This window comes from Staphylococcus felis, from assembly GCF_003012915.1.
In the GTDB taxonomy this organism is placed as follows: domain Bacteria; phylum Bacillota; class Bacilli; order Staphylococcales; family Staphylococcaceae; genus Staphylococcus; species Staphylococcus felis.
Window position 1 is genome coordinate 1300283 of sequence record NZ_CP027770.1, and the last position, 12301, is coordinate 1312583.

11 protein-coding genes and 3 pseudogenes are annotated in these 12301 nt (G+C 28.5%); 12 read left to right on the top strand and 2 right to left on the bottom strand.

From position 1 onward, the window contains the following. Nucleotides 1-57 precede the first annotated feature (57 nt). The 3 pseudogenes from C7J90_RS06055 to C7J90_RS06065 all read left to right on the top strand — a co-directional run. Nucleotides 58-381, top strand: a pseudogene (locus tag C7J90_RS06055) (ATP-binding protein); the annotation flags it as partial. 370 nt (nt 382-751) lie between these two features. Continuing rightward, nucleotides 752-1323 (top strand): annotated as a pseudogene (locus tag C7J90_RS06060) (transposase); the annotation flags it as partial. Between the two features lie 108 nt (nt 1324-1431). After that, nucleotides 1432-2193: pseudogene (locus tag C7J90_RS06065) on the top strand (ATP-binding protein); the annotation flags it as partial. A gap of 799 nt (nt 2194-2992) precedes the next feature. Here the strand turns inward: C7J90_RS06065 and C7J90_RS06070 are convergent. Then, nucleotides 2993-3832 (bottom strand): trypsin-like serine peptidase, encoded by an 840-nt coding sequence (locus C7J90_RS06070; protein WP_103209705.1) that lies wholly within the window; start codon nt 3830-3832, stop codon nt 2993-2995. A gap of 529 nt (nt 3833-4361) precedes the next feature. On the opposite strand from C7J90_RS06070, the gene C7J90_RS06075 reads away from it, so the two are divergent. The 7 genes from C7J90_RS06075 to C7J90_RS06100 all read left to right on the top strand — a co-directional run bounded on the left by C7J90_RS06075 (nt 4362) and on the right by C7J90_RS06100 (nt 9305). After that, the gene (locus C7J90_RS06075; RefSeq protein ID WP_106465108.1) at nt 4362-5273 is read left to right on the top strand and encodes a DUF2268 domain-containing putative Zn-dependent protease; all 912 of its coding nucleotides are present in this window, start codon (nt 4362-4364) and stop codon (nt 5271-5273) included. A 5-nt stretch (nt 5274-5278) separates the two neighbouring features. Further along, complete coding sequence (locus C7J90_RS06080; protein WP_232618860.1) at nt 5279-5968, top strand: MerR family transcriptional regulator; 690 nt, start codon at nt 5279-5281, stop codon at nt 5966-5968. A gap of 217 nt (nt 5969-6185) precedes the next feature. Beyond that, nucleotides 6186-6326: a hypothetical protein gene (locus tag C7J90_RS11885; RefSeq protein WP_158701913.1), complete on the top strand. Its 141-nt coding sequence runs from the start codon at nt 6186-6188 to the stop codon at nt 6324-6326. Nucleotides 6327-6345: 19 nt separating this feature from the next. Then, nucleotides 6346-6483, top strand: coding sequence for a bacteriocin (locus C7J90_RS06085; protein WP_106465110.1), 138 nt, complete (start codon nt 6346-6348; stop codon nt 6481-6483). Nucleotides 6484-6508: 25 nt separating this feature from the next. Then, the gene (locus tag C7J90_RS06090; protein ID WP_103210469.1) at nt 6509-6631 is read left to right on the top strand and encodes a bacteriocin; all 123 of its coding nucleotides are present in this window, start codon (nt 6509-6511) and stop codon (nt 6629-6631) included. A 169-nt stretch (nt 6632-6800) separates the two neighbouring features. Then, entirely contained in the window at nt 6801-8957 is a 2157-nt protein-coding gene (locus tag C7J90_RS06095; protein WP_106465111.1) for a peptidase domain-containing ABC transporter, read from the top strand. Between the two features lie 144 nt (nt 8958-9101). After that, nucleotides 9102-9305, top strand: a complete 204-nt coding sequence (locus C7J90_RS06100; RefSeq protein ID WP_103210576.1) for a hypothetical protein — start codon at nt 9102-9104, stop codon at nt 9303-9305. Between the two features lie 160 nt (nt 9306-9465). Here C7J90_RS06100 and C7J90_RS06105 read toward each other — a convergent pair whose 3' ends face one another. Further along, nucleotides 9466-10026 (bottom strand): radical SAM protein, encoded by a 561-nt coding sequence (locus tag C7J90_RS06105; protein ID WP_232618858.1) that lies wholly within the window; start codon nt 10024-10026, stop codon nt 9466-9468. Nucleotides 10027-10258: 232 nt separating this feature from the next. On the opposite strand from C7J90_RS06105, the gene C7J90_RS06110 reads away from it, so the two are divergent. Then, nucleotides 10259-11143, top strand: coding sequence for an ABC transporter ATP-binding protein (locus C7J90_RS06110; RefSeq protein WP_106465112.1), 885 nt, complete (start codon nt 10259-10261; stop codon nt 11141-11143). Then, nucleotides 11140-12261, top strand: coding sequence for a hypothetical protein (locus tag C7J90_RS06115; protein WP_106465113.1), 1122 nt, complete (start codon nt 11140-11142; stop codon nt 12259-12261). The genes C7J90_RS06110 and C7J90_RS06115 overlap by 4 nt, the downstream gene beginning before the upstream one ends. The last annotated feature ends 40 nt before the right edge of the window (nt 12262-12301 follow it).

Consider the following 12301-nt stretch of genomic DNA (forward strand, 5'->3'; position numbering starts at 1 on the left):
TCTTAATTTAACAATATCTATTCTCATAGAATTTGTCCAACTAAGTGTAGACGATTCAATTCAGTATATTTGAGGGTTAACGATAAAAGTAGAAAGCTGACACACAATCAAATTACAAATCTAGAATACGACCGTGGTTCACGTAGATACGAAGAAGAATTAGTGGAGTATTCTAGTATTGAAGATGTGGATGAAGAACTAGTTGGTGAGTTTAAGCAATTGCTTAATACAAATGTAGATAATGAAAAATTATTAAAAGCTAGAGGATTTATGCGTGAAGGTAAATTGACAGTTGCAGGTTTGTTATTGTTTAGTAATAACATCAATGTTTATCTACCAGGCGCTAGAATTCGATTTATGAGGTATGAAGGTACAAAAGAAACATACTAAGATTAGCTGTGAAGAAATTTATGACGATAGATTTCTTCACAGCTATTTTTTATAGTTGTAGAGAGAAGTAGATCGAGCAGATTCTTGGATCTTTGAATCCGCAATATAAACTGATCAGCTTTACTCTCCTTTTGAAATTCGTTTGAAGTATGTTGGGTTCTTGAAACCGTGTATAGGAAAATGAGATGAAAAAGGCTAAGTAAAGTTCTCACTTCTCAATTCTTTAAAGGAGGCTATATTTATCAATTATTTAGGTGTTGATATTAGTAAAAGAAGTAGTGTCGTAGCTCATTATCATAACGATCAATTTCAAAGAGAATTTACCATTCAAAATAATAAAAATGGTTATAATTATTTATTAAAGTATACGAATGATTTGATTTCAATAGCACAAAATAGCTTCTCTACAGTTAAACAATCTTCATTTCTCGTAGAGAAATTAATACATCTATGTGATAAATTACTTAAATCTATGCATGAAAAAGATTTGTTTGATAAAGAGATGATTAAATTAGCTAAGACAACTGATGCGTTTGAAAATATCATTTCTATTCCTGGGTTAGGAGAATTAACCACTGCTTTACTGATTGGAGAGCTTGGAGATATAACACATTTTGAAACAAACAACTCAATGCGTATGTCGGAATTGATATAAAGCGTTATCAATCAGGTAATTCTATGAGCAGAGATACAATTAATAAAAGAGGTAATAAGAAAGCTAGACGTTTATTGTTTCTAATCATTATGAATATCATTAGAGGACGAAATCGTTATAAAAATCATGTTGCAGACTATTACTACAAATTAAGAAAGCAGCCAAATGAGAAACCTCATAAGACTGCAGTCATAGCTAGTGTGAATCGTTTGTTAAAAACCATTCATTATCTTATTACTAACAATCAATTATATGATTATCAAAAAGCACCACACTAATGTAACCATATAATCATATACATCATAACACCTTATTCAAAAAATAGAAATTGAACGGTTTAGTTCAATGATGTTAATTTTAGCGCCCAAGTACTTGACTAATCGTAGGAAGAATCTGGGACAAGACTTAACGTTGTAAAAGATATTACTTTTGATAAAGCTTTGCCAGTAGCAATAAGAGAAGCGAGAGCTTTTATCAATACACAATTACGTGAATATACTTTTTTAGGCAAAGAGGGGAGATTTGTAACTTTGCCAGAATATCCGGAATTTGCTTGGTTTGAGGGAATGATAAATGCTATTGTACATCGCAGATATGATAACCAAGGAGATCATATAAGAATAAAAATGTTTGACGACAGATTAGAAATTAGTAGCCCGGGTGCACTGCCTGCTTCTGTTACGTTAGAGAATATTAAAGAAGAAAGATATTCAAGGAATCCAAAATTAGCTGCAGCATTAACTCAATATAAATGGGTGAGAGAATCAAATGAGGGCGTGGGACGTATATTTGACGAAATGAAGGATTATTTTTTAGATGATCCTGTTTATTCAGAGCCTAATAATAGTTCAGTACAACTAACTTTGAAGAATAACATCGTAGCTAGAAAAGAAAGAGAAACAGGTAGAGTGAGTAATATAATAACACCTAAATTATTTGAAAGTTTAAATGAGCAACAAGAATTAATTGTGAGACATTTATATAATCAAGGCGAACTAACAGCATCTAAAATTGCTAATATTATTCAAAGGTCTGTTCCTACTGCTAGAAAAAGATTGAAAGAATTAGAGGAAATGAATATTATATCGACACATGGATCAAGTAAAAATGATCCAAAGAGAACATATTATTTACTCGGATTCGAGTAAAGAGAAAAATTTTCGAGTAACTCAAAAGAAAAATATTAAAAAATCATGGGAAACCAATGATATCAAGTGTTTTGTGAGCTTTCGAGTAAAGAGAAAAATTTTCGAGTAACTCAAAAGAAAAATACTAAAAAATCATGGGAAACCAATGATATCAAGTGTTTTGTGAGCTTTCAAGTAAAGAGGAAAATTTTCGAGTATTATTATTTAATAAGAATTAAAAGTTAAATAAAATACCTACTAATCAGAAATTATAGAATTTCTATCAGATGGTAATTTAGCAAGTAGGCTAGAAATTCAAGAAACAATGGGACTTCAAAAAAGTTATACATCTGAATTAATTACTGAACTTAAAAAATTAGAGATTATTGGTTCGGAAGGTAGGGGGCCAGGTACTAGATATTATTTAATTAAAGAATGATAAAATTATCAGATGATAACCGGACGATAAAAAAAGTACACACCATCGACTAGCAGATTTTTATTCTTGATTAATATCCTGGAGTTAAATTAGAGGCTATTCTAGGAAATTGAAAAAATCAATTTATATCAAGTTATACGATCTCCTATACAAATATGTGAAGCTTTTAATATTTATTGAATGTAAAAACACGTCGTTCATCTTAATTTTCAAAACGTTAATATTATCCAAATTGTTGAAAACTTGTTCGTTTACAAATTTGTGTTCAATAGAAATGTAAAACACTCTTCAGCATTGCTGAAGAGTGCTTATGGTATGCTTATCCATTGTCCAAGATGTGTATGTGAAATTAAAATGTTATTACTTAAACAAATTTGAATATTACTCTTGTAACTTAGCTCTTTTTTTCAAATCATTACCTATAGTACTAAGAGTATTATCAACTGTATAAAGAGAACCTAAAGGCCCATTAAAAAATTTTCCTATTGGAAGATTATGTTGTCCACCTTTCCCAACATGAATACCTACTAATTCTCCTTGTAAATTAAATATGCCTGATCCTGAATTACCTGGCTCAGTATAACCAAAATAAGCGCCTGATTCTAGATCGAATATTTCAATTTCACTTCTATACAAAGTATGTGTTGAGTAATTATATGGGTACCCTAATAAGTTAATTTTATCACCAGATTGTAGGTCTATATTGTCTGGAATCTTAGCTGGTGGAACTAAATCCCCTGCTGATTCTCCATTTTTATTAGTTTTTAATTTAATAATTGCCAAATCTGTACCTTGTCCATAAGGGGACTCATTAATATCTTCAGCTTCAAACTGACCATAAGGAGTTTTCACCTCAACAGATCCTTCGTCACGTGTTGATCCTGGTGTGAAAATAATATTTGAAGGATTTTTATTAGCTAACCTAGCTATATGATAGTTTGTAATTACTGTATTTTTACCAATTAACACTCCGGATGCTAAAGTTTGTCCCTTGACAAAAACTGTTCCAACAGAGCTATAAGGGCTTTTGGTAGTATCATCAACTTTTGAGAAAAGTTCTGAATCGGAAGGTGGGACTTTGAAGGCTTCTTGTTTTTGCATAATTTCTGATTCATTATAGTCCTTTGCATAGGAGTAACTTTCAAAAATTCCAACAGTAGATACTAAAATTGTGAAGATAGATGATGCGGCAATTAATTTATTTAAAAAATTAACTCTCATTTTAAAACACTCCTTTTTATTTTTATAATTTACATATATTATAAACTGAATAAAAAGTGGTTTTATTAATTTTTAATTAAAAAACTCTTAAATAAACTAATTTGTTTTTATTCTGTAGGATATTATACACTAGAAAACCATGCAAATGATGATTTAGAAAAGCTATTAATAAGGTTGAGCTCGCAAGGAACTATATAAAAATAGGTATTGTGAAATGATATAAAATATGTGAAACTCTAAGAATTTATTGCACGTAAAAAACACGTTGTTTATCATAATTCTCAATAAGTTAATATTTCGATATTATAAGTTAACACTCTTCAGTATTGATGGAGGGTGTTCTTTTTATACCCTTTTTCGATTGTGAAGCTATATATAATTATTATGTTTTTACAAAAATATCTTTATTTTAAGGGGTGGCCTTATTATACATATGGATGATGCTCAAGCAATTCTTTAATTAATTTTTACAATCCACTTGAGTATCACGTTACGTTATCCTTTATCTTTAATGTGTGGAGGGATAAACATGTATAATATAAAAATAATTAGGTCAGATAAAGTGTATTTGGATTTGCTAGAACAAGAATATGATAATAAGTCACAATATTTTAAGGACAACTTATTAACATATTTTAAAGAAAAATTTGAAGTTCAAAAAATACCTTATGAAAGTAATAGTTTTGGATTTGATGTATTAAAATTTTTAAATCAATCGCATGTATCGCCAGAAGAATTTAATTCTAAACATATTAGTGAAGTGAAACGTTTGGATGATGATTTTTGGAGTAATTGTAGGAAGTATATAGAAAATGCTATAAAACAATTTGAATTAAATGGAATTCAACCACTAATTGACAAATATATATTTACTGTACTATTAGGGGACAGTGAAAAGCCTACAATGTATCTTAATAATAATTATGGTGGAGATGGAGGTGTACCAGGTTATGTATTCTTGTCAATAGTACCTAATACATATACATTAGATCGTGTAAAAAGTGCTATTGCTCACGAAATGAATCACAATATTAGATATCAATATCTAAAATGGGATGGTGGATCTCTTGCTGAATTAATAATTTCGGAGGGTTTAGCAGAAAATTTTGTGGAAAAAATGTATGGAAATCAATACTTAGGACCTTGGGTAACTACTATTGATTGGAAAAAGCAACAAAATGGAATAAAAAAGAAAATAAAGGAAAATATTGATATTGATAATATGCTCGAAGCGATGCCGTATCTTTATGGTGATGAAATAACAAAACTATTTGGTGGTGTACCTGTCGGATTACCTCATGCTGCAGGATATACGTGTGGCTATTATCTCATAAAATATTATTTGGAAAAAACGCAATGTACAATAGAAGAAGCAACAATTAAATCATCAGATGAAATTTTAAGAGAGGTGAATGACTTCTGGAGTACCAATATAGTATAAAAGATATGATGGAAATAACAGGTGTAACAAAAAGAACATTGCACTACTATGATGAAATTGGTTTATTGTCATCTAGCAAAAATAAAAATAACTATAGAGTATATAATCAAAATGATTTAGTCAAACTACAAAAAATATTATTATTAAAATCTATGGATTTCGATATTAAATCAATTTCTAAGCTACTGGATTTAGATAACGAAATGTTTATTGAATGTATTAGAAAACAATCAAAAATTTTGGATGACAAAATCAAAAGATTAAAAACAACAAAAATTGCTATAGATAAATTTATTAATGGGATTCCTATCATCGAGATAGAAGAATTAAATCATAATATTAACAAGCAATATCAAAAAGAAGCGGATATGAGATATGGAAAGACTAGAATTAATAAAGAATTTAAAACGAATCTATTTGAAGATAAGAAGATCAAAAATGAATTTGAATCAATAGTATATGAATTTTGCAGTGTAACGGATTATAGTGTGGAAGATAGCAAGGTATTTAAAGTTGTTTTAAAATGGAAAGGTTTTATGAATCAACTTTTCGATTTTGATGATGAGATGCTTTGTTTGATTGCTAATGTGTATCATAATGACAAAAGATTTAATAATTATTTCGAGAAATTTAATACAACAGGTATTGCTCATTTTATTTCTAAAGCAGTAAATTATCACTTGAGTTCGGAATAAAAGTAATTTTTAATCAATTGAAACGTTAAAAACATCCTTCAATACAATACTGAAGGATGTTTTTATTTACAATAATATATAACTTGTCTACTAATAAAATACAAATCAATAATACTTTTATAAATTTTACTTTTTATTTATGGCTATTTAATATGGTGCTGCTATTCTGTATGTGTAATCACTATTGATTGCAAATATCGTTTAGGGGGCGCATTTGATGAAACAATTAAGTATGCAAGAGTTGAAAGAAGTAAATGGCGGAAATAGAATTTCAGATGCTTGGAATGCAACAAAAAGCTGGTTTGGTGATGTTAAACGTGGTATGGATGAAGCGCATGAAGATAATGGTTGGAGATAATAATTAGGAGGGTCATAAAATGAAAACTTTAGATAAAAAAATGTTGAAAAATATTAATGGTGGACGAAATGTTGCTGAAAATATCGGATATGCAATTGGTAAAGGTGCTGATGGAGTTAAGAGTTTTGTTCGCGGTGTAGCAGAAGCACTTAAATAATTATTGATAGGAAGGATTTATTAAAATGAAAAAATTATCTAATAAAGAACTGAAAAAAATAAATGGTGGAGACTTCTGGGAAGACCTTGGAACGATTACTGGAAATGTAATAAATAAAATACCAAGACTAGGAAAAGGAAAAAAATAGACTCAATAGATATAGACAGTGGCTTGAAAATAAACCCTATTTTTAAGTCACTGTTTCATTAAATCAAAATATTTTTTAATACTATTATCAACATATTGATTTATTAACTAGATATATGTTTGATAACTAAAATATGCGGTAGATTATGTTTGATTAATAGGAGTTATATATGAAAAAAGTTAAGTTTATTCAACAATATGATGAAAAAGATTGTGGACCTACTTGTCTAGCAATGATTTCACAATATTATGGTAAGCGTGTTTCTGTACCGCATTTAAGAGAGTTAGCTAAAACTGACAAGTTGGGAACTAATTTACTCGGTTTAACAAAAGCAGCTGAGGTGATAGGGCTTCAATTAACAGGTGTCCAAGTTGATAGTATAAATGAGTTGAAAAGTGTTTCTTTTCCTATTATTGCACATGTTATTAATGAACAAGGTTATGAGCATTTTGTTATTGTCGAAAATATCCAAAATCATAAATTACATATTGTTGATCCAGCTAAAGGAAAGTATGTTTTATCAGAAAATAAATTTAGAAAAATATGGACAAATATAGCTGTTTTAATTGAGAAAAAGGATAACTTTTCTGAGAAGACAAGAGCTCCTTCTTATATGGTGTTGTTTTACGATATTTTGAAAGAAAATAAAATGAAAATTATTATTTTGACACTCTTATCTTTATTTATAAATCTTATAGGTATTTTAGGAGCGGTGTTTTTAAAGTATTTAACTGATTATATTATACCATCTCAATTGAGTTATACATTACATTGGTTAGGATTAAGTATTCTATTAATATATTTATTAAATACAATGATAACTTACATCAGATATCAGATGAATTTAAAATTAAGTCTGACTATTGATATGCAATTAATGAAACGCTACTTCTATCATGTGTTGTATTTACCTAGTCATTTTTTTGATACACGTAAAAGTGGAGAGATTTTACAAAGATTTATGGATACCTCAAAAATTAGAGAAGCTTTATCATCATCAACGTTGACATTAATAGTTGACACATTGATGATTGTTATTGGCGCTGTTTTACTTTATCTACAAAGTGGTTTGCTATTATTGGTTACTGTTATTTTTATACCTTTTTTTATCATAGGTGTATATACATTAAAAAAACCTTATGAACGCTACAATCAAAAAGTAGCTGAAAATGATGCTGAATTAAGCTCATATTTAATAGAATCATTTGATGGTTATCAAACGATAAAGAGTTATCAATCTGAAGAGGATAATTATCAAAAAGGCGTATATAAGTTTAACGATTTAATTGATAACCTATTAAAATTAGGTCGATTTTCAAATATACAATTATCATTTAATCATTTTCTAAAAGTAGTCATGAGTATCATTATTTTATGGGTAGGAGGAGCCCAAGTGATAAAGGGGGAAATGTCTTTAGGAAGTTTATTAGCTTTCAATGCTTTAACTATATATTATTTAGAGCCTATAGAGCGACTTATTAATGTTCAGCCAACGCTTCAGTCTTCATTTGTTGCAGCAAGGCGTATTTCTGAAATAATCGGTTTAGAGCGCGAAGAAAGCGCATTATTGCCAACACAACCGTATGAATTTAAAAAAGAAATTGAAATTAAGAATATTACGTTTCAGTATGGATTTAGAAATATAACTTTGGACAATGTAAGCTTAACCATTAAGAAAGGTCAAAAAGTTGCGATAGTCGGTGAAAGTGGAAGCGGTAAAACAACGATTGGAAAACTATTGACGCGCTTTTATAAAGTTGATGAAGGGAGTATATGTATAGATCAAACTCCGATAACACATATCCCTATTGAGGCATTCAGGCAAAATGTTGGGTATGTTACACAAGAAACATTTTTATTTGCAGATACAATACGAAATAATTTATTATACGGTACGAATCAAAATAAAGATGATGATGAGATGATTAATGCTTGTCATTTATCTAATGCACTAAATTTTATTGAGAAATTACCTAACCAGTTTAATACAATGTTAGAAAAGGGCGCATCTAATCTTTCAGGGGGTCAAGTACAAAGACTATCTTTAGCAAGAACACTTTTAAAGAATCCTGAAATCCTAATTTTAGATGAGGCCACGAGTGCATTAGATAGTATTACAGAAAGTAGAATCATGAAAAATATTGATCGTTTAATTCAATATGAAGGAAAGACTGCGATAATTATTTCTCACAAATTATCCACGGTTAAAAATGCAGACGTCATTTATGTTTTAAAAGATGGTAAAATCGTCGAGTATGGTAGACATGATGACTTAATTAAACAACAGCAAGCATATTACCAACTATGGTGCTTACAAAAAATATAATTCGAGTCGCAACACATCATTTGCGCTCTTGAACGTGATTATCCAATTACGATAATATGTACAAGTGGGATGTATGAAAAAAGTATATACCGTTTCACAAGTGTTTACAGTGATGTAAAACATAATGGGTGGAGGTGAAGCGATATGTTTAAAAAAATAGCTAATACGATACAGGCTCAAGTGATAGCACTCATCATAGCTCTAGCCTTTATTATATTATCTCTTGTTAATATTTTTTCAGTGACAACGGATATTAAAGTGGTTTTGAGTGTTTTCCCTTTAATCGTTTTTTCAATTATAAGCGTGTTATGCTTGTATAATATTCAAAAAATTAAGCAGAAGAAATAGTTATTCTATTATCTTGCTATCAACTAATATTGAATATCCGTTAAAAGAACTCGGTACTATGACTGTATCGAGTCTTTTTTTGGATTAACTGTAAAAAGATTCGTACATAAAATAATATGACTATGTAAATTAATAAAATTTCTATAATCAAAAGAGACCTCTATGTCAGTTTTATTTTTTTGACACTAGCGTTGTCGTATCCATCTAAACTTATATCTAATGCATCAACATTTTCTTTAATAAAAGGGATATCTTTTTTGTTAATCAACAAACCATTTGTCATAATAACAAGATTACCGTCATAGTACTTTCTTATATAACTAATTATGTTGAATAAATCTTTACGAATAAATGGTTCTCCTCCTGATATTATTAATGAGGTGGGCGATACTAAAAGAACTCTATCAATAATTGTTTTTATTTGATAAGTACTTAAGACATTAGATGAGTCGGGTGAAGAAGAAAGTACGCAGTGATTACAAGTTAAATTACATTTATGTGTAAATGTAATTGTGACATGCAACGAATCTTTTGGATAGCTATGTTCTAAAGAAACATAGTAGTCGATATGTAGTAATTGTTTAAATAATTCTTTTAAATTGTTAAGTGCTTGATTATCTAAGTTATTAAATTCTAATATCGAATGGTTTCCGGAACTAATAATTTTATCAAGAGTCTTAAAATACTTTACTGATGATCTTACCCAATGTCCATTATTCATATTTATTAGTAGTACTTTATTTCTGAAATATATATCCTTAGAGTTTCTACTTTTTATGTACATCTAATCACCTCATTACGAAATTTATCTAATAAACATCAATTTTTTATCAATTAAAATCCAATTTTAATAAAGTTTTCACAATAGACAAATATGTATAATTTGTGACCTTCAAAATATTGATAAATAGTTGATATGTTTTTGATATCTTTAGAACAAAGGAGGCGTACAGATGAATAGAATAGATATTAGTAATGTAAGTAAAACATATGATAAAAAAAAGAAGGCATTAAATGATGTTAGTTTAGTTATTGAAAATGGTATGTTTGGTATTCTTGGTCGAAATGGTTCAGGGAAATCTACATTGATGAAGATTATTGCAACTATACTTCAAAAAAACAAAGGAACAGTTGAAATTAATGGTATTCCATTAGGGGAGACTGAAAAAATACGAGGGTTGATAGGTTATTTGCCACAAGATTTTGATTTTTACCCAAATATGAAGCTTGAAGAGTGTCTATACTACTTAGGCATATTGTCAGGGATGGATAAAAATATATTAGATAGTAAGATACAAGAAGTGTTAAAAAAAGTAAACTTATTCGATCATAAGTCTAGGAAAGTAAAAGGTTTATCAGGTGGAATGAAAAAAAGGTTAGGAATTGCACAAGCAATCATACACGATCCATCAGTAATCATAGTAGATGAACCAACTGCTGGTTTAGACCCTGAGGAAAGAGTTCGCTTACGAAATTTATTATCAGGGTTAGCTGAAGATAAGATAGTTATTATATCTACACATATAGTGAGTGATATTGAATCTATATGTAAAGATATAGCGATATTAGATAAAGGCAAAATTGAATATACAGGGAGCATAACGAGTTTGGTTAAAAGTGCGCATAATAAAGTTTATGACATTATTATCTCAAATAATGAATTAACCTCGTTTAGAAAAGAAAATATTTTTATTACTAAAATAAATGAATTCCAAGGATATTTAAAAATTCGCTTTGTATCTGATGAAAAGATACAAGGTGCTGAGATAGCGGGTCATGATTTTGAAGATGCATATATGTACTTTCTACAAAAAATAGATAGAGGTGAGGATGTATGAAGCTTCTATGGGTGGAAATGAAAAAAATAATGATTAGTAAATCATATATTTTTTATACACTATTAATCTTAATTTTTGGATTTTTAAACTGTCAACAGATAATAGAATTTAATCTTAATTCTGAGATTTACAAAGATGGCGAAATAGTTATGAACACAAATAATAAAAATATTATCCGAAATAATATTATTGAGGAATTGGAAAAAGAGATTGGAAATAATGAATTTAAGACATATCAGTTCGGATTTTTAAAGGTGAAAAACTTAAATAAAAAAGAACTAAGTAAAGTAAAAGGTACATTTCTTAAAATGAAAAGTACTAAAGACTATAATACGTTTAATAAATATAAAAAGTCTATATCAGAATATATAGGTAGAGGTTCAAGTTATTCGGATGAAAATCTACATTTATTTTCGAAGAAAGCGATGAATAAAGAAGAATTACGATTAGAGAAGCAATCAATAAAAAATAAAGACCTTTATTTTGGTTCTTATAGTCGTTATTATTCAGATGTGATGGGAATAGTGTTAGGGATTTTACCTTTCTTTCTAGGAGCATATACTTTTTTATTAGATAGTAAGAGTAAAGCTTTTGAATGTATTTACGTTAAAAAAATATCATCTTTAAAATTAATAAGCATAAGGTTTATCATTATAATTCTATTATCATTTCTACCAGTATTATTATTTTCGATATATTTTGTTTTAAATCTTGCAAGTATTCATGCAATTTCAATTCAATCTCTTTTTATATTTTATAAGATACTTATCATGTGGACTTTGCCTATCTTAATGTTTTCAAGTGCGATGGGTATGTTGCTGACTATTTTATTAAATTCATTTATAGGCTGTATTGTTCAAATTTTTATATGGTTTATTAATTTAAATATAGGTTCAAGAAATATAGAGGGTATTTATGATGTATTATATATTCCTAGACATAATACGCTATTTAACTCAATTTACTTTTATAATAATTTTATTGATTTTATTGTGAATAGATTAATCTATTTTATTGTAAGCGTAATCATATATATAATCACTATATATTTATATAGCATTAAAAGAAGGGGGATCATTTCAAGTGGGAAAATTATTCGGAATAGACTTAAAGAATAATCTATTAATTCTTTATATTGTTTGTTTCATTATAGTTATT